Source organism: Janibacter corallicola NBRC 107790 (genome assembly GCF_001570965.1).
Lineage (GTDB): Bacteria > Actinomycetota > Actinomycetes > Actinomycetales > Dermatophilaceae > Janibacter > Janibacter corallicola.
The window spans coordinates 26,995-44,831 of record NZ_BCSR01000024.1 but is presented as its reverse complement, the minus strand read 5'-3'; the positions used below and the strand labels follow the sequence as shown (position 1 = coordinate 44,831).

Sequence of the window (17,837 nt, the reverse complement as noted above, 5' to 3'; positions counted from 1 at the left end):
TCGGCGACGAGCTCGCCGGTGCCCCGGCTCGTCGCCGCCATCGGGTCATTCGCCTCGCCGCCCCCCGCCAGCTCCAGGCCCGAGGCGCGGGCGCTCTCGATGACCGCGACACCGTCGGCGAGGCGCCACTGCGCCCGGACCGGGTTGCCGGCCGGCCCGGTGACCTCGCTCGTGCGGTTGGCACCGCCGAAGGCGTCGAGCATCCCCTCGCCGCCGTCGGCCATCGGCTGGCCGATGACCTCCCAGCCGATGGTCTCGGCGCCGGCCCTCGCGGCCGCCACCACCTCGGGTCCCGTCAGGGATCCGCGGAACTTGTCGGGGGCGAGCAGGACGGTGGGGCGGGGAAGGCCCCCTTCGTCATCGGTCGGCATCCGGGCTCTTGTCCAGGGAGTTCAGCCGCTCGACGCCGCGCAGCAGGGCGGAGTGGTCGAGGTCGCCGTCCCCGTCGGCGACCGCCTGGGACACGAGCGTGGCGAGCAGCGAGGCGACCGGGGCGGTGGTGCCGGACTCGTGGAGGGTGTCGGTGACGATGCGAAGGTCCTTGTCGTGCAGGTCGATCCGGAAGCCGGGTTCGAAACGGTGCTCGACGAGGTTGGCCCGTTTCTGGGTGAGCACCGCCGACCCGGCGAGCCCTCCGGCGAGGGCGTCGAGCGCCGGGCCGAGGTCGAGCCCCTGCTGACAGAGCATCACGACGGCCTCGGCGAGAACCTGGATGTTGCCCGCGACGACGAGCTGGTTCGCGGCCTTGACGGCCTGGCCGGCGCCGGACGGGCCCACGTGCACCACGGTCCGGCCGACGGCCTCGAGGACCTTGCGGGCGGCGGCCACGTCCGAGCTCTCGCCGCCGACCATCACCGACAACGTGCCCGCCTCGGCACCGGCCTGGCCGCCGGAGACGGGTGCATCGATCAACCGCAGCCCCCGCTCGCGTGCCTCCTGCGCGAGTTCGCGCGTGGCATCAGGACGGATCGTGGAGAAGTCGATGACGAGCGTGCCCGGCTCCGCGGACCCGAGCACCCCGTCCTCGCCGCGGAGGACCTCCTCGACGTCAGGGGTGTCCGGCAGGCACAGGCAGACGATCGACGTGCCCGCGACGGCCGCCGCCACCGATCCGCAGATGGTGCCCCCGGCCGCCCGGAGTGGTTCGGCCTTGGTGGCCGTGCGGGTGTGTGCCCGGACCTCGTACCCGGCGGCGTGCAAGTTCAGCGCCATGGGGGAGCCCATGACGCCCAGGCCGATGAAGGTGATCGCGGTCATCGCGCGACCGCTGCTCCCAGGTGCTCACCCAGCCACTTCGTCGTCGTCTCCCACGCCCGGGCCGAGGACTGCGGGTGGTGGAAGGTCGGGGAGGGGTTGTCGAAGGCGTGCCCGGCGCCGTCGTGGCGGCAGAAGGTGCTGTCCGTGGCCGACGTGACCGCTCGCTCGACGGCGTCGACCCCCTCGGCGGGGATGAACTGGTCCGCCGAGCCCCAGTGGTGCAGCTGCGGGCAGTCGATGTGGTCGGCGAGGTCGATCAGAGTGGGGATCTGCGAGCCGTAGTAGGCCAGGAGCGCGGCCGGCGGGTCCCCCTCGTCGGAGAGCCTCGCCGTGGTCGCCCAGGCGAGGCCGCCGCCGAAGCAGAAGCCCATGACTCCCGTGCGGCCGGTCGTCTCCGACAGCCCGCGCAGCGCGCGGGCCGCGGCCACGGTGTCGGCGACGGTGCGCTCCCAGTCCAGGGAGTTCGCGGTGCCCATCGCCTGCTCGAGACCGCCCTCCCCTTCGTCGATCACGGGACTGCCCTGGCGCCAGTAGGTCTGCGGCACGAGGACGACGTACCCGAGGTGGGCCAGATCCCTTGCGCGGGAGCGGATGTAGCCGGTCACCCCGAAGATCTCCTGCAGCAGGAGGACGCCGGGTCCGCTGCCGCCGGGTGGGAGGAACAGCTGGGCCGGCAGATCGGCGTCCTCGACGGTGATCCTGACTTCGCGATCGGGCGTGGGGTCCGTCATGTCCTCATCCTGCCAGCCGGGGCACCCCAGGTAGGTCGTGTCCGTCCGTGCCGTTGCGCGTGCTGTGCCGGGCGACACGGCACCCGTGGGCGCTGGACGCTACAGTCCGAGGACGAGCCGCTCTCCGGCTGCCCGGGAGCAGCAGGTCATCATGCGGGTGCCCTCCCGGCGCTCCGCCCCGGTGAGCACGACGTCGCGGTGGTCGACGTCGCCATCCAGGACAGGGACCTCGCAGGTGCCGCACAGCCCCTCCTGGCAGTTGGAGGGGATCGTGAGACCGGCCTCGCGAAGGGAGTCCAGCACCGTGCGATCGCGCGGCACCGTCAGCTCCCGGTCGGAGTCGGAGAGCAGCACCGTGAACTCGTGCTCCTGCTCCGGGTCGAGCGCGCCCAGCTGGGAGGCGAAGTGCTCGAAGAACAGGGCGCCCTCCGGCCAGTCCTCGCCCTGCTTGGCGAGCTCGTCGATCATCCGTTGCGGTCCGCAGGCGTACGCGTGCACCCGGCCGGCGCGGGCGTCGGCGTCGTTCTCGGCCATGAGGGCGGTCAGGTCGGCGCGGTTGCCCTCCCGGCTGCAGTGCACGTGGAGGCGCTCACCGTGCTCGGCGCGCAGCTCCTCGAGGAAGGCCATCGTCGAAGGCTGCCTGCCGAGGTAGTGCAGCTCGTAGGGGACATCCTCGCGGGCGGCCCAGGTGGCCATGGCCCGGATGGGGGTGATGCCGATCCCGCCGGCGACGAGGACCAGCCGCTCCGGGGAGTCCGGCAGGCGGAAGTGGTTGCGGGGACCGCGGACGGTGACCACGCCCCCTTCGTGCAGGTCGGAGTGCACCCACGTCGAGCCGCCGCGGGACTCCGGCTCCGCCAGCACGGCGATCTCGTAGGTCTCCGGTCGGGGGGTGTGGGGTACCGGGCACCCTGCCGGCTGTACCGGAGCCGGCACGGGACCGCAGAGGGAGTACTGGCGCGTGATGCCGGTGTCGCCGCACTCGAGGTCGATGTGCGCGCCGGGGGTGAAGGCCGGCAAGGGATTGCCGTCGTCGCTGGCCAGGGTGATGTGCCGGACGCCTTCGGCGGCGTCCTCGACCGCGACCACGCGCATGGGGCGACTCGTGTGGGTCTCGGTGGGCTCACCGACGTTGACCTCGAGTCGCGGCGTCAGCACCGAGGCGTCCTGCCGCTCCGGGTTCGCGGTGGGGTCCCACTCGACGAGCAGGTGCTTGGGGCCGCGGAAGGAGGTGTTGGGCACGTAGTCGAAGTCCTGCTCGGCCAGCCGCATGTGGGGCAGCCGGGCGGTCAGCTCCTCGAGCATGATCTGGATCTCCATGCGCGCCATGTTCTTCCCGAGGCACTGGTGCGCGCCGTAGCCGAAGGTCAGGTGCTCCACGGCGTCGTCGCGACGGACGTCGACCAGCTCGGGGTCCTCGAAGCGTCGCCGGTCGTGGTTGCCGGAGGAGGAGACCATGAGGATGCGGGCGTCCTTGGGGATGGCCACACCGCCGACCTCGGTGTCCTTCGTCGTCACGCGGCGCCAGGCTGCCTGGGACCCGTTGTGGCGCAGGCACTCCTCGACCGCGTTGGGGATGAGGCTCGGGTCGGCGCAGATCGCCTCCCAGACCTCCCGGTGCTGCAGCAGCAGCTTCACGGCGTTGGCGATGCCGTTGGCGGTGGTCTCGTGGGCCGCGACGATGCCCGCCATCATCATCGAGTGCAGGTAGGAGTCGGTGACGACCTCCGGGAGCTCGCGCTGCTTGCGGATGCCGTACTGCATCCACCCGGGGGCCTCGGGGTCCTGGCGCATCCGCTCCAGGACGCCGCCGGCGTACTGCCAGAAGTTGCCGACCGCGTGGGCGACGGAGACCTGCTCCTCGGGTGCCGGCCGCCCCCACGTGTTGACGGTGTGGGCCACCGAGTAGCGCCGCAGCATCGGCTTGTCCTCGTCCGGGACGCCGAGGAACTCCAGGGCGAAGGTCAGCGGGATCTCCCAGAACATCTGGTCCACGAGGTCCGCGTGGCCGTCGTCGACGAAGGCGTCCACGTAGTCGCGCACGAGGCGGCGGACCATCGGCTCGTGGGGAGCCAGGTGCTCGCTGGAGAAGGGCTCCATGAGCGCCCGGCGACGGGTCATGTGCGTCGGCTCGTCCTCGTTCACGAGGGTGCGGTTCATGCCGTAGTCGTAGGAGGCGAGGACCTGCTCGGCCTCGGCACTGGTGGGGGTGATCTTCTCCAGGGCGACGGCGGGGGAGAAGGTCTCGTTGTCCCGGAAGATCGCCTTGATGTCCTCGTAGCGGGTGACCACCCAGTAGTCGAGCCGGGGGCTGTAGAAGACGGGCTCGGACTCCCGGGACCACTCGACATAGGCGGGTGGGTCCTGCTGGTACCCGTCGCTGAAGGGGTCGAAGTCGGCGGCCGCCCCGGAGACCGGGCAGCCCGTCGGGGAGACCCTGCCGGAGTCGATGGTGCTCGTCATCGAGAGGCACTCCCTTGTGCGCTGAAAGAGGATCAATGTGCGTTTAGCGCACAAATCTAGATGTGGTCGTGCTCCCGGTCAAGGGTGGCCGGGGCTCAGTACGTCAGGAGCAGGCTCTCCTGCGCCGTGCGCACGAGGGGGAGGAGCCGGGGCACGTCCAGGTCCTCCGCGTGACCGAGGCGGATGACCCCGACGGAGGCCTCGACGTCGCCCAGCTCCGCGGGGTCGGAGCCGATGGCGATGCCGGCGGCCCCGGGCTGGACCTGTCCGTCGGAGATGGCATGGCCGTCCCGACGGGCCCGCCGCACCGGCTCCGGGTCGTCGGCCAGCTCCGGACGGGTCGCGAGGATGGCGATGCCGTCCGCGCCGTGCCGCAGCGGATGGCGGGCGCCGACCTGGTAACGGATCCCGATGCTCGCCCGGTCGGCCGGCTCGGCCACGGCCAGGGCGACGGCCTCGTCCCGGTCGGCGATGGCGACGAAGGCCGTGCACGAGGTGCGGTCGGCCAGGTCCTGGATGACGGGTTGGGCGGCGGCCCGGAACTGGTTCATGAAGCGCTCGCCGATCACCACGGCGCCGCTGCCGAGGCGATACCGGCCGTCCGCCCCCTTCGTCGCCAGGCGGCGGTGCTCCAGCGTCGCGAGGATGCGGTAGGCGCCCGCCCGGTGCACCCCCAGCTCCTCGGCGAGGTCGGCGGGGGAGATGCCTGCGGTGCGCTTCGAGATCAGCTCGACGGCCTCCAGGCCGCGGTCGAGTGTCTGGAGGATGTCGGTGGGCACCGCGAGGTCTCCTTCGAATCGGGTCGACCGGAGTCTACGCAGGTCGGCCGTCCCCGGGAGCGTTGTCGGGGGTCGGTGGGAGTCTTGATCCATGGCAACGCAGCCGATCGAGTACCGCGACACCGGGGTCCTCCCGGGGTTGCGGGATGCGCTGCGCTGCATGGTCTTCGGTGGGAGTGGCGAGGACGCCTGGCGGCTGGCCGACGACGAGGTGGAGCTCGGGCTGAGCACCATCGGGGCGCTGCGCCAGCTCGCGGACGTGGCCGAGGTGGCGCTCGTGCGTGAGGGGGTGCAGCGGGGGATCCCGGCGGAGCAGTCGTGGTCACCGCAGGACTGGGTGAACCGGTGCGAGGGCCAGGACGCTCCGGAGCCGCCGCGACGGCACGTCTCCTCCGCGTTGCGGGTGGCGAAGGGGGAGAGCCGGGTCGCCGACGTGACCGAGGCCTTCACCGGTGGTGACCTGTCCCTCGGCAAGGCGGACCAGCTGATCCGCTTCGAGTCCGACGTCTCCCGGGTGGCGGATCCGGACATGCTTGCGGGGATGCTCTCGACGCTGCTCGAGGGGGCCCGCGACACGGTCCTGCCCGCCGGCCCTGACGAGCGGGCGAGCGAGCGGGTGCACGGGATGAGCGAGCGCGAGCTGGCGGTCGCGATCAGCCGCACGAGCCGACTGCTGAAGCCGGAGAAGGACCTGGAGAAGGACGAGGAGCGGGCCCGCCGGGGACGGACGCTGTACAAGAGCGAGGGGCCCGCGGGCATGAGCCGCTACCGGCTCCTGCTCGATCCGGAGGGCGCCGCGGTGCTCGACTCGGCCCTGGCCGCCCTGAGCGAGCCCGTCAAGGGCGAGGACGGGGAGCCGGACCTCAGGTCCGCGGCGCAGCGTCGGGCCGATGCCCTCGTGGACATCGTCGGGCGAGGCGTCGCCTCCCCGGGTGAGGTCACCACGTCGCAGAAGGCGCAGGTGCACGTGACCATCCCGCTGTGGGCGCTGCTCGGCGGGCTGGAGTGGCTCGCCGGCTTCGGGAGCGGGTCGGATGGCTTCGAGGAGCTGCGGCGCCACCATCCGGCGCTGACCGGTGGCGTCCACGGCGGTGGTCTCCGGGCGGACGGGGTCCACGGTGCGGGCGTGACCATGACCGGGCAGGTCCTGGCGCCCTCGGTGGTCCGGCGGATGGCCTGCGAGGCGGGCATCCTCCCCGTCGTGCTCGGGGAAGAGGGCGAGATCCTCGAGATGGGTCGCTCGGTACGGTTCTTCACCCCCGGCCAGCGTCGAGCGGTGTGGCTGCGTGATGCCGGCTGCACCTATCCGGGGTGCACCATGCCGCCGCAGTGGTGCGACGCCCACCACGTCGACTGGTGGTCCCGCGGCGGCGGGACCGACATCGACAACGCGGCACTGCTCTGCCAGCAGCACCACACCAAGGTGCACCGGCTCGACGCGACGGCGACGGTCACGGGCAGCGGCGTCACCTGGCATCTGTAGCGACCCCGCCCCGGGCCCGGCCACTCCGGCCGGGCACCGCGGCATGCCCCGGTCCGCCCCTGGCGGGGCGCGGGCGCAGTGCGCCCTGGTTCTGCCTATCGTGAGGGCGAGCAGTCGCCACCCGGGCAGGCCCTTTCGACGAAAGCGAGCAGCATGACCTCCCAGCAGCCCCTCGAGGGCATCCACGTCGTCTCGATCGCCATCAACCTGCCGGGGCCCGCCGCCGTGGCCCGTCTCGCGGCCCTGGGGGCATCGGTGACCACGGTGCTGCCGCCGTCGGGGGACCCGATGCAGCAGTTCGAGGCGGCGTACTTCGAGGAGCTGCACGCCGGTCAGGAACTGCGCTACGTCAACCTCAAGGACGAGACCGGACGCGGCGAGGTCGACGAGGTGCTGGCGCGTGCGGACGTCTTCGTCACCTCCTCGCGCCCGTCGGCCCTGGAGCGGCTGGGGTTGGACTGGGCGAGTGTGCACTCGCGGCACCCGCAGGTCTGTCAGGTCGACATCGTCGGCTACCCGGGGGACCGGGCCGAGACCGCCGGTCACGACCTGACGTACCAGGCGGGCGCGGGCATGCTTGCCGACGGGCGGATGCCCTCGACCCTCGTCGTGGATCTCAGCGGGGCCGAGCGTGCGGCGGCGGAGGCCGCGGCCGCGCTCGTCGCCCGGGCCCGGCTCGGGGAGGGGGTCCGTCGGGAGGTGCCCCTCTCGGACCTCGCCGAGACGATGTCCGGCCCGGTCCGTCACGGCCTCACCGGTCCCGGCCGGTTGCTCGGTGGTGCGCTGCCCGTGTACGCGATCTACGAGGCGCTGGAGGGGCGGGTGGCCCTGGCCGCGCTGGAGCCGCACTTCACCACGGGCCTGCTCGAGGCCCTCGGCCTGGCTCAGGAGGAGTGCACCCACGAGCGGCTGGCGCAGGTCTTCGCCGAGCGCAGCGCCGCCGACTGGGAGATCTGGGCCACCGAGCACGACGTCCCGCTCGTCGCGGTCACCGGCGACGCCGGCTGACCGGGGGGCCGCCCTCAGGGCGAAGGGGGAGTGCCGCTGCGGTGGAGGAGCCCGAGCTCACCCGGCGGCAGCCTGGCTGATCGCCTCGAACCGCTCGCCCATCCGGGCGGCGAGGGCCTGGGTGGCCTTGAGCGGGCGGGTCATCACCATGAATTCGACGACCTTGCCCTCGTCGTCCAGCGTGAGGAAATCGCACCCGGTGATGTCGAGGCCGTCGACCTTGGCCTCGAAGACGTAGGCCTCCTCGGACCCGTCGCGCAGCTGCCGCACGTAGTGGAAGTCCTCGAAAACCTCCACGACAGCGCGCAGGATCGCGCTGGTGATCGCCTTGCCCGGGTAGGGGGTGTGCGCGACGGGGCTGCGGAAGACGACGTCGTGTGCGAGCAGCGCGTCGACGGCGTCCATGTCCTGGTTCTCAACTGCCTCACGGAACATGGGACCAACATATTCCTGCGCTGGAGTCGTCGGGTAGAGGTAGCCCAGCGCGTCCGAGCGCGCTCGCGTACCGCGGCCAGAGCCGACGACAGCGGCGCCCCCCGATCACCGAGGGGCGCCGCCGACTGCTCTCCGGAGTCCCGGCTCCGGAGTCCTGCCTACTCCTCGCCCTGCCCCATCTGCTCCCGCAGCGCCCGGGCGGCCTCGGCCGCGACGTCATCGCCGCTGGCCGTGCTCGTGACCTGCTTGGGGGTGTGGGACGCCCCCTTCGCCCCGGAGGTGCCGAGCTGGGGCAGCAGCTGCGCCATGAGCAGCGTGGAGAGCGCGGAGGTCTCGCCGGACCCGGCGTCGGTGTGCACGATGACCGGGCGCGGGGCGTTCTCGGCGAGGTTGGCACCCACGTCGAGGCGCCGACGGGCCAGCTCGTACTCCAGCACCGCGCGGTTGTCGCGGTAGGCGGTGGCCAGCTGCTGCTGGGCCTTGGCCTCACCCTGCGCGGCGACGAGGTTGGTCCGGGCCCGGGTCTCGATCTCGTAGCGGACCTTCTGCGCCTCGGTCTCGCGCTCCTCGAGCATCTGGGCCACGTCCTCGCGCGCCTTGTTCAGCGCGGCCTGGACCTCGACGACCTTCGCGCCGCGGACCTTCTTGGAGCGCTCGATCTCCATGAGGAGGGTGTCGATGCGCCGCTTGCGGGTCAGCTCCCACTCCTTCTCGTAGGCGGTCAGCTCCTTGGCGACCCGCTCCCGGGTGGCCAGGTGCTCGCGGTACTGGTCCGGCAGCTGCACGTCGGGGATGTTGCAGCCCATGATCTGCACGCCGTAGCGGGTCAGCTGACGGTTGAGCAGCTCCTGCATGTCCTTGACGTCGCTGCCGCGCAGGTCGTAGGCCTTCTCGGTGTGCACCTGCCGGCTGCGCTGCCGGATCGCGTCCTGGACCGTGTTGGACAGCACGAGGTCGAAGTTGCCCGCGCCGATCGTCTGCACGAAGCGGGTCGCGTCGACGATGCGGAAGCGCAGGAAGAACTCGATCGACTTCAGCGGCACGTTCTCGTGCGTCGGCGAGGAGAGGACCGGTGCCGTGTACGGGATCTCGGTCGTCACGTCGACGACGTAGGCCACGCGCGCCCACGGGTGCCACAGGTAGTGACGCCCGGGGGAGAGGCCCGGTCCGCTGATGGCGCCGAACTTCGTGAGCACCCCGACGGTGCCCTCCTCGATCTCGACGATCGAGGAGCGCCACCACCACAGCGCCGCGAGGAGGAAGGCGAGCACGGCGACGAGGATCGACAGACCCCCGAGGGCACCGTGGTCACCGATGAAGAGGAAGAAGCCGCTGAGCAGGGCCCACAGCCCGAACCAGATCAGCGAGGTCCAGCGCATGCCGCGCTTGTCCTTCGGGATGACGACCGGCACGAGTGCGCCGTCGTGACCCCCGCGCAGCAGCCGGGCGACGTCGCCCCACCCGGAGACGACCTCCTTGATCGAGCTCATCCCGCTGCCACGCACCGCGCGCGTTGCCTGCTCCATCACCTGCTCGCTCATGCCTGCTCACCCTCCCCGTGGGTCTCCTCGGTCTGCGGTGCCTCCGGCGAAGGGGGCGGCGGTGGTGCGTGTCGTGGCGCCGGCGGCGCCTCGCCGGGCGGCGGCGGGAAGGCCGCCGTCACCTCGTCCTGCTCCTCGTCGACCTGCTCCTCGTCGACCTGCGCCTCATCGTCGCCGGTGGAGCTGACCTCCTCCAGCTGGGCGGCCACGCTCTCGTCGGTGACGGACTGGCGGATCTGGTCCAGGCGCTCCTGACCCTCGGCGTCGCCGGTGGTCTCGGAGGCCGGCACGATCTCGACGTCGGTCTCCTCGGGCGCTTCGAGCAGGTCGCCGATCTCCCCTTCGCGGGTGGCGACCCGGTCGGCGATGTCGGACTCGCGGGCCCGGATGGCGTCCATGTCCGCCTCGGTGAAGAGCTTGCGCTCCTGACCGCCGACCAGCTCGCGGGCGATGCCCAGGTAGTCCACCCCGTCGGACTCCTGCCCGACACGCACGATCTGCGGCAGCGAGTCCGCGAGGGACTCCATCTTCTCCAGCATGTCCTGCTGGTAGCGGTAGTCGAGGATCTCCGGTGCCTTCGCCGCGCTCAGCGCGCGGATGTCCAGCGCCTGGGCCTCGAGCAGTGCCGCATTGGCGTTGGCGGTGGACTCGGACTCGACGAAGCGCTGCCGCGCCAGGGCGTCGGCCCGGTTGGTCTCCCGCTCCAGCGCGGTGTCCATCTGCGCCTGGTACCGGGCGACGTCGGCCTGGATGGCGGAGAGGTTCTCGTTGAGGGAGGCGAGGTCCTTGTTCAGGTCACCCTCGTTCTGCTCCTTCTTCAGGCTCAGCTCGTAGTCGTAGGTGTAGGCCTCCTTGGCCACCCGGATCATCTCCGGGGCGGCCAGGTCCATCCGGTACTCCTGCGCGGAGGGCTCGGCGTGGGTGATGTTGGCCGTCGTCAGCTCGACCGCCGGGGCGAACTGCGCGTTGAGCTGCTCCAGCAGCCCCACGGTGCTCTCGCCGACGAGGTCGTAGATGCCGGAGGCCTCCTGCTCGTAGATGAGGCTGCGCGTGGTCTCGGAGATCGCGTTGTTCAGCTTGTCCTGGAAGCCCTGCACGGCACCGAGGACGAAGACGAACTCGCGCGCGTTGACGATCCGGAACTGGAGGAAGAGGTCCACCGAGGCCTGGACGCCGGACTTGGTCGGGGCCGAACGGATCGGCGCGTTGAAGGGGTACTCCCGGGTCGTGTTGACGATGTAGGAGACCCGCTTCCACGGGTTGAGCAGCGTCACCCGGCCGGGACCGACCTCGGCCTCGACCTTCCCGAAGCGGCTGATGAGCGCGGTGCACCCCTCGGGGACCATGACCATGCCCTGCCGCCACCACATGAAGGCGGCGAGGAGCACGACGAGCACCCAGAAGTGCGGCCCGAAGACCCCGAGCGTCATCCCGTCGAAGGGCAGCAGCAGCAGCGAGCCCGCGATGCCGATGATGACCAGCAGGATCACCGGGAGCATCGCCCGCAGCTTGCGGCCCTTGGGCATGACCATCGGGGTGATCACGTGGACCGGGCCGCTGGCGCCCATGTCGTAGTGGCTGCGGCTGAGTCGCTCCGCGGCCTCGTCGAGCGGGACGTGGTCGGCATTGATCTGCGTGCCGGGTGAGCCGGATTCGCCTCCGGCCGAGGGGAAGTCCCGCTCGTTCAGGTCGAAACCGGGGGCACCCCCTTCGCCGCCCATCGCCTGTTGTGCCGCGTCGCCGAGCGCCTCACCGACGCCGGTCCCGCCGGCGACCTGCCGCGCGGCATTCATGAACTGTTGTGTGCGCGTGCTCAAACCACTCTTCCCCTCCGACTGAGTGTCTGCCTGATGTCCCGTGAAGTGTTTCACAGCCACCCATGGCGAAGGGGGAGCACCATTGCCCATTCACGGGGCCGGCGGAGGTCCGCTCAGGAGGGCTGCAGCCGTGGGCCGGGCCGGCGCAGCGCCAACGGCAGCGTGAGCAGCGCCGCGCCAGCCGTGACGAGCATGGCCCCCGGGAAGCCGGTGCCCGCCGCGATCATGCCGACGAGTACCGAGCCGAGGCCGGAGCCGAGGTCGAAGCCGATGTTCCACACCGAGCTGGCCAGTCCGGTGTGGCGGCGGGCGACGGAGGCGAAGGCGAGCACGAGCGTGAGGTTCTGCAGGCCGCCGTAGGAGACGCCGAGCAGCGCGCAGGCGAGCAGGAGCACGGGCAGCGAGCGCGCCTCGAGCGCCCAGCCGAGGGCGACCATGCTCAAGACCGTGACGATGACGAGTGGGGTGAGGAAGCGCTCGGCGCCGTAGCGGTCCGAGACCCCGCCGATGTACCACCGCACGATCGCGGCGATGAGCTCCATGAGCGCCAGCGCCGCGACGGCGACCCAGGCGGTGTCGATCATCTGCGGGGCGAAGGTGAGCACCGCCCCGCCGGCGAGCGTCACCCCGAGCAGCAGGGCCATCGGGCGCAGCAGGGTCAGCGCGGCGCGGCCGGTGTCGGTGGCGCCGCGCTCCTCGGAGGGTTCCTCCGCCGGCCGGGAGGCCATGAGCCGGCCGAGCCGGACGGCGGGCACGATGCCGAGCAGCGGTGCCCCGGCGATGAGGAAGACCGGCAGGTACCCGAGGGTCTCGGCCACCCATGGACCGAAGGGGAGCAGCACGATCTGCGGCCCGGCGATCGCGAAGCCGTAGGCGCCGACGGCGGCCCCGAGTCGGGCGGGTTCGACGAGCTCGGCGACGGCGGCGCTGCCGGTGACGGTGAGGATGCCGAAGCCGATGCCCCGCACCGCCGAGAGCGCGAGGATCGCCCAGAGGTCGTCGATGGCGGCCATGGCGAGCGCGGGCGCGCCGAGCAGGACCATCGCCGCGCCCAGGACGGGTCCCCACCCGAACCGGCGCAGCGCCCCCGGCACGAACATCTGGGTGAGCACGGTGAAGAGCAGGAGGGCGCCGTTGACCAGGCCGGCACCCCCTTCGCCCGCGCCGCCGCGGACCGCCCACAACGGGGCGACCGGCATCAGGACGGCGAAGCCCGCGAAGCCCAGGAAGGTCGCGGTGAGCAGCAGGGGCATGCCGGGTCTGGTCCACACCGATCCGGTGGGCTGGGGGGCGGGGTCCATGGTGGTCATCAGTGTGCCGCCCCGAGCTCGATCGCGAGGACTCCGAGGATGATCAGGGCGATCCCCACGAGCATCGTGGGCGTCAGCGCCTCCCGGAACAGGGCACGGGAGGCCAGGGCGGTGAGGGCCACGCCGAGCGCGGCCCAGATGCCGTAGGCGATCCCGATGCCCATCCCGGTGGTCAGGGTGGCGGCGAGCAGCCCCAAGGCGGCGAGGTAACCGGCGGTGACCGCCGCGTACCAGCGCTTGTCGCCGAGGGCGGCCATGCGCAGCGAGAGGGTGCCGGCGACCTCGCACGAGACGGCGCCGATGAGGAGGAGCCAGCTCATGCGGTCTCGCTCCGGTGGCTGCCGCGCGACCCGAGCTCGACGGTGAGCACGCCGAGGATGACCAGGGCGATGCCGGCGGCCTTCCATACCGTCATCGCCTCGCCGAAGAGCAGCGTCGCGAGGACAGCGGTGTTGGCGACGCCGAGGGCCGACCAGATGCCGTAGGCGACACCGAGGGGCATGCCGCGGCGCAGGACGAGGGACAGCAGCGCGAAGGAGGCGAGGTATCCGGCGGCGACGACCGCGTACCAGGCCGGCTGCTCGACCGCGGCCTGGAGGGAGAGCGAGGCGCTGACCTCGGAGGCGATCGCGACGGCGAGCAGGAGCCAGTTCATCGGGCCGCCCCGATGAGATCGAGGGCGACGTCGCCGACGGCGCGCTTCTTGGCGCGGGGGAGGGGCAGGACACCGCTGGCCTCGTCTAACCACAGTCCGTCGGCCATGAGGCGGGCGGCGAGCAGCCGGGCGTGCTCCTCCTCGGGGGTCCCGGTGGGGATGGCCAGCCAGGGCTCGAGCCGCTCGCTCCAGCGGCGGGTGAGTGACTCGCGCAGCCGAGGGTCGGTGAAGATCACGAGGTCGGTGACGTCGTAGGAGGTCTCGCACACCCAGTCGACGTAGGCCCGCAGCCGGGTACGGACGTCGACCGAGGCGACGTCGGCCTCCTCGTCGGTACCCGCGAGACGGCGGCGCAGGTCGACCTCGTAGCGGCTCATCAGGTGGTCCAGGAGGGCCGACATCAGCTCCTCCTTGGTGCCGAAGTGGTACATCAGCCCCGGCTTGGTCACCCCAGCCGCCCGGGCCGCGGAGTCCAGCGAGATCGTCCCGCCCCCGCGCAGGTGCTCGGCGGTGGCCGCGAGGATGCTCTCGCGGGAGGAGGGCCGGTGCCCGTGGTCGGTGCTCATCGACCTAACTATACCGGTTGGCCAAGTAATGATCCTCCGGTGCCGTACTCGGGTCGACGTACAGTCTTCTCGTGAAATCGACAGACACCGGGGAGCACGTGCTGCGGTACGTCGCCATCGGCGACAGCCTGACCGAGGGTGTCGGAGACCTCGACTGGCCCGACGGGACCCCACGGGGCTGGGCCGACCGGCTCGCACGACGCCTCGCGGATCACCACGGCGCCGTCGACTACGCCAACTTCGCGGTCCGGGGGTACCGCAGCGTCGAGGTGCTCGAGCGGCAGGTCCGGCCGGCGCTCGAGCTCGAGCCGGACCTGCTCACCCTCACCGTCGGTATGAACGACATCCTCCGCCCGGAGCTGGACATGGACCTGCTCCGGCGTCGGCTCGTGGAGATCGTCACCCCCTTCACCGCGAAGGGGGTGGACGTCGCCGTCGTCCCGATCCCCGACATACGCGGGGTGACCCCGGCGGGACGCTTCCTGCACCGGCGGCGCCTGGAGCTCAACGAGCTCTACCGGTACCTCTCGAGGGAGCACGGGATGATCCCGCCGACGGAGACGACCTGCACGGTCTTCGAGGACCGGCGTGCCTGGGCCGAGGACCGCCTCCACCTCTCCGAGCTGGGACACATCCGGCTCTCGGTGGCCGCGGCCGAGCTCTTCGGGGTGCCGGCGGAGGACGAGTGGGCTGCTCTGCCGCCGGGCCCGCCGCCGCGGCGGACCCTGGGCACCCAGATCACGTGGCTCTACCGCTACGTCTGGCCGTGGACCTATCGCCGGCTGCGGGGCCGGTCCACCGGCGACGGGCGCACCGCGAAGTACCCCCAGCTGGTGCGCCTGACCGCTCACGAGCAGACCCAGGAGGTATGAGTGACCACCGACGCCGCGAGCTGGGGGCACGACCTCCGGCGGATCCTGTCCATCACCGCCGCGATCGCCCTCTTCGGGACCATCCTCATCGGTCTGGCGGCGGCCGGACTCCTGGAGGAGAAGCCCAGGTACAAGGACAACCCCATCGAAGCGGACGCCACGTGGGCGGGGCTCGTCGCGATGTTGGGATGCCTGCTCTTCCCCATCCAGCAGTTCAAGAAGGACCGGGGTGATCTCGGCTTCAGGCGTGAGGGTCTCGTCCCCCTGCTGCTGGTGGGGATCCTGGGGGGCGCCGTCATCCAGGTGCTCTTCATGATGACCTGGCCGTTCCTGCTCCACGACACCGTGGCACCCGGGACGGTGGCCGCCGAGCTCACGACCGACCTGGCCAGCATCGGCCTGCTCTTCCTCCTGCTCGTGGCGGCGGCATCGTGGTTCACCGCGATCGTCCTGGGCATGGTGTTCGGCATCAAGGCGGTGCTCTTCATGGGTGGTGGCCTCAAGACCATGACCGTCTTCGGCCTGCTCGGGGCGGTGCTCTTCATCGGCGCGCTGTTCCTCTTCATGTTCGCCTCCGTGGACGTCTTCGACAGCCCACCGAGTGCCGACCGCTTCGTCGTCTGGGGCCTGGCCGCCGTCGCCGGGTTGGCCGCCCTGGTCGTGACCGGCCTGCTGCGCGGGCTCGCGGACTCGGAGTAGGGCGGCTGTCGGCCTCGTCAGCTCGGGAGGAGCACGATGCGTGAGCACGACCCCCGCCTCGTGCCCGCCCTCGTCTACGCGGCGCTGTGCACCGCCGTCGTCAGCTCGCTCGGGATGTTGCTCGTCCCGTCGATCGCGGATGCCTTCGACACGAGTGTCGGCACCGCCCAGTGGATGCTGACGATCAACCTGCTCGTCGGGGCCGTCGCGACCCCGGTCATGGGGCGCCTGAGCGACGGCCCCCACAAGAAGCGCCTGCTCATCGTCTCGCTGCTCGTCATCCTGACCGGCTCGGTCCTGGCCTCGGTGACCTCGAGCTTCGCGCTCTTCCTGCTCGGGCGCGCGCTGCAGGGGCTGACCTACGGCATCGTCCCGGTGACCATCGCTATGGCCCGCCGGTACGTCGAGCCCTCCCGGGTGCAGCCGACGATCTCTTCGCTCTCGGTCACGGTGGCCTCCGGGATCGGCATCGGCTACCCGCTGACCGGGCTGATCACCGGTGAGGCCAGCTATCGGTGGGCATTCTGGTTCGCGTCCTTCTTCGTGCTCAGCGCGATCGTCGTCACGATCCTGGTGATCCCGGATGGACCCGACGAGTCGGCGCCCCGTCATTCCTTCGACTTCGGCGGTGCCGCGCTGCTCGGGCTCGGGTTGGGCGCACTGCTGCTGGCGATCAGCGAGGGGCCCGTCTGGGGCTGGACATCGCTCCCGACGCTGGCGGTGGCGGCGGCCTCGCTCGTCTTCTTCGCCGCCTGGGTCCGGGTCGAGCTGCGGTCCGGCCACCCGCTGATCAACCTGCGCGTGCTGGGCTCCTCGGACGTGCTGCTGGCCAACGGCACGGCCATCGGGCTCGGTGCCGCGATGTACATCGCGCTGTCGGTGGGCAGCCTGGTCGCCCAAGCGCCGGGGGAGACGGGCTACGGGATGGCGCTGCCGGTGCGGTGGGCCGGCTTCGTGATGTTCCCGCTGTCGGTCGGCAGCCTCACCGCCAACCGAGTGGTGCGGCTCCTCGGCGGCCGGATCTCGCTGGCGACGCTGCTGCCGATCGGATCGGCGATGATCGCGGTCGCCTCCATCATGCTCTGGGTCACTCACACCCACCTGTCCCTGCTGCTCGTGGGCATGCTCGTGCTCGGCCTGGGGATGGGCGCGGCCTACGCCGCGATGCCCGCCCTCATCGCGCGCAACGTCGCTACCGATGAGGTCGGCAGCTCGGTGAGCTTCAACCAGGTCCTCCGCACGGTGGGCAGTTCCTTCGGCACCGCCCTCTCGGGTGCCCTGCTCGCGGCGCACACCCTGCCCTCGGGCCACTCCGACGACGTCGGCATCACCCAGGCCTTCGCACTCGGGGCCCTGGTGTGCGTCGCGGTCATGGTGGCCCTGCTCGCGCACGCGGTCTTCCACCGGGGAGAGCGGCGGAACGAGGTGGTCGGCCCGTAGCAGGTGACGAAGGGAGCCGGGGCCCCGACCGGGCCCGATCCTCCCGTCAGCCGTGCCAGCGCCAGACCCGGGCTCCGCCGGTGGTCGTGTGCAGGGACAGCCCGCGCGGCCTGCCACGCCGCACCTCGTCCACGAAGAGCCTGCCCTGCGCCGCGCCACCGGATCCGGGCCGGGCGTGCAGGATCCGCGTCCAGTCCCGAGCACGGCTGCGCACCTGCCCCGGGGCGCCGATCCGGGCTCCGCGGCTCCCGGGGACGCCCACCGTCGGCAGGACGAGCGGCCGCCAGCTGCCGTCGATCGCGGCGCGCGTGGACCGCCGGACCCGGGACCGGCCCCGCAGGATCAGCGCCAGCGCGGCGACGAGGATGGCGAGGAGAGCGCCAATCGACACCCGGAGTGCCGTTGGCGAGCTCGTCTGCGGGGCACCGCTCGTGGACCAGATCTCCACCTGCTCGCCGACCTCCCACGGGTCGCCGCAGAAGCCGACCTGACCGGAGCGCCGCGCCCCATCCTCACCCCACTCCACCGTGTAGACGTCCCGATCGGAACGAGAGCAGACGGGTGCCTCCTCGACCCCGGTCACCGTGGCGGTGCGTTCGGTGCTCTGGCCCAGCGCGTGCTCGACGTAGCCGGGTCTGACCGCTGCCAGGACGGCGAGCACCAGCAGCACGACGACGGCGGTGACGACCAGCGCCCACAGCCCCCGGCTCCAGGGGACGTGGGCGCGGTCGAGCGCGTGGCGCTCCTCGGGAGGCAGGGTCATGGGTATAGGGCTCCGCCG

At 71.7% G+C, this 17,837-nt stretch carries 18 protein-coding genes; 5 read left to right on the top strand and 13 right to left on the bottom strand.

The features are described 5' to 3' along the window. From JCO01S_RS09940 to JCO01S_RS09920, 5 genes are all read right to left on the bottom strand, one after another. On the bottom strand, positions 1-371 hold a 371-nt coding region (locus JCO01S_RS09940), incomplete at its 3' end, for a glycerate kinase (protein WP_174521070.1). Next, a complete protein-coding gene (locus JCO01S_RS09935; RefSeq protein ID WP_068254678.1) occupies positions 358-1,257 on the bottom strand; it encodes an NAD(P)-dependent oxidoreductase in 900 nt (299 codons plus the stop codon). The genes JCO01S_RS09940 and JCO01S_RS09935, both read right to left, overlap by 14 nt. Further along, positions 1,254-1,988, bottom strand: coding sequence for a dienelactone hydrolase family protein (locus JCO01S_RS09930; protein ID WP_068254673.1), 735 nt, complete (start codon positions 1,986-1,988; stop codon positions 1,254-1,256). The genes JCO01S_RS09935 and JCO01S_RS09930 overlap by 4 nt, the downstream gene beginning before the upstream one ends. 99 nt (positions 1,989-2,087) lie before the next feature. Further along, positions 2,088-4,451 (bottom strand): cytochrome P450/oxidoreductase, encoded by a 2,364-nt coding sequence (locus JCO01S_RS09925; RefSeq protein ID WP_068254672.1) that lies wholly within the window; start codon positions 4,449-4,451, stop codon positions 2,088-2,090. A gap of 95 nt (positions 4,452-4,546) precedes the next feature. Continuing rightward, on the bottom strand, positions 4,547-5,230 hold the full coding sequence (locus JCO01S_RS09920) for an IclR family transcriptional regulator (protein ID WP_245634396.1): 684 nt from the start codon (positions 5,228-5,230) through the stop codon (positions 4,547-4,549). Positions 5,231-5,321: 91 nt separating this feature from the next. On the opposite strand from JCO01S_RS09920, the gene JCO01S_RS09915 reads away from it, so the two are divergent. Both JCO01S_RS09915 and JCO01S_RS09910 read left to right on the top strand, forming a co-directional pair. Further along, positions 5,322-6,713 carry an HNH endonuclease signature motif containing protein gene (locus JCO01S_RS09915; RefSeq protein ID WP_068254668.1) on the top strand — a complete coding sequence of 464 codons (1,392 nt, stop codon included), beginning with the start codon at positions 5,322-5,324 and terminating at the stop codon, positions 6,711-6,713. A 153-nt stretch (positions 6,714-6,866) separates the two neighbouring features. Then, positions 6,867-7,721, top strand: coding sequence for a CoA transferase (locus JCO01S_RS09910; protein ID WP_068254665.1), 855 nt, complete (start codon positions 6,867-6,869; stop codon positions 7,719-7,721). Between the two features lie 57 nt (positions 7,722-7,778). On the opposite strand, the gene JCO01S_RS09905 is transcribed toward JCO01S_RS09910, so the two are convergent. The 7 genes from JCO01S_RS09905 to JCO01S_RS09875 form a co-directional block, all read right to left on the bottom strand. Then, positions 7,779-8,156 (bottom strand): nuclear transport factor 2 family protein, encoded by a 378-nt coding sequence (locus JCO01S_RS09905; protein WP_068254662.1) that lies wholly within the window; start codon positions 8,154-8,156, stop codon positions 7,779-7,781. A gap of 158 nt (positions 8,157-8,314) precedes the next feature. Further along, positions 8,315-9,697, bottom strand: coding sequence for an SPFH domain-containing protein (locus JCO01S_RS09900; protein ID WP_218002255.1), 1,383 nt, complete (start codon positions 9,695-9,697; stop codon positions 8,315-8,317). Further along, the gene (locus JCO01S_RS09895) at positions 9,694-11,490 is read right to left on the bottom strand and encodes an SPFH domain-containing protein (RefSeq protein ID WP_068254658.1); all 1,797 of its coding nucleotides are present in this window, start codon (positions 11,488-11,490) and stop codon (positions 9,694-9,696) included. Before JCO01S_RS09895 ends, JCO01S_RS09900 begins: the two co-directional genes overlap by 4 nt. Before the next feature lie 137 nt (positions 11,491-11,627). After that, positions 11,628-12,815 carry an MFS transporter gene (locus JCO01S_RS09890; RefSeq protein ID WP_245634395.1) on the bottom strand — a complete coding sequence of 396 codons (1,188 nt, stop codon included), beginning with the start codon at positions 12,813-12,815 and terminating at the stop codon, positions 11,628-11,630. Positions 12,816-12,823: 8 nt separating this feature from the next. Then, positions 12,824-13,144, bottom strand: coding sequence for a DMT family transporter (locus JCO01S_RS09885; RefSeq protein WP_068254648.1), 321 nt, complete (start codon positions 13,142-13,144; stop codon positions 12,824-12,826). After that, positions 13,141-13,479: a DMT family transporter gene (locus tag JCO01S_RS09880; protein ID WP_068254645.1), complete on the bottom strand. Its 339-nt coding sequence runs from the start codon at positions 13,477-13,479 to the stop codon at positions 13,141-13,143. Before JCO01S_RS09880 ends, JCO01S_RS09885 begins: the two co-directional genes overlap by 4 nt. Then, positions 13,476-14,045 (bottom strand): TetR/AcrR family transcriptional regulator, encoded by a 570-nt coding sequence (locus JCO01S_RS09875; protein WP_068254641.1) that lies wholly within the window; start codon positions 14,043-14,045, stop codon positions 13,476-13,478. The genes JCO01S_RS09880 and JCO01S_RS09875 overlap by 4 nt, the downstream gene beginning before the upstream one ends. 71 nt (positions 14,046-14,116) lie before the next feature. Between JCO01S_RS09875 and JCO01S_RS09870 the strand changes: the two genes are divergently transcribed. From JCO01S_RS09870 to JCO01S_RS09860, 3 genes are read left to right on the top strand one after another with little or no spacing between them, the layout of a single operon-like run. Beyond that, a complete protein-coding gene (locus JCO01S_RS09870) occupies positions 14,117-14,917 on the top strand; it encodes an SGNH/GDSL hydrolase family protein (protein ID WP_068254636.1) in 801 nt (266 codons plus the stop codon). Continuing rightward, positions 14,918-15,616: a hypothetical protein gene (locus JCO01S_RS09865; RefSeq protein WP_068254631.1), complete on the top strand. Its 699-nt coding sequence runs from the start codon at positions 14,918-14,920 to the stop codon at positions 15,614-15,616. A gap of 36 nt (positions 15,617-15,652) precedes the next feature. Continuing rightward, positions 15,653-17,056, top strand: a complete 1,404-nt coding sequence (locus JCO01S_RS09860) for an MFS transporter (protein ID WP_068254629.1) — start codon at positions 15,653-15,655, stop codon at positions 17,054-17,056. A gap of 46 nt (positions 17,057-17,102) precedes the next feature. Here JCO01S_RS09860 and JCO01S_RS09855 read toward each other — a convergent pair whose 3' ends face one another. Further along, on the bottom strand, positions 17,103-17,819 hold the full coding sequence (locus JCO01S_RS09855) for a hypothetical protein (RefSeq protein ID WP_068254626.1): 717 nt from the start codon (positions 17,817-17,819) through the stop codon (positions 17,103-17,105). Between the last annotated feature and the right edge of the window lie 18 nt (positions 17,820-17,837).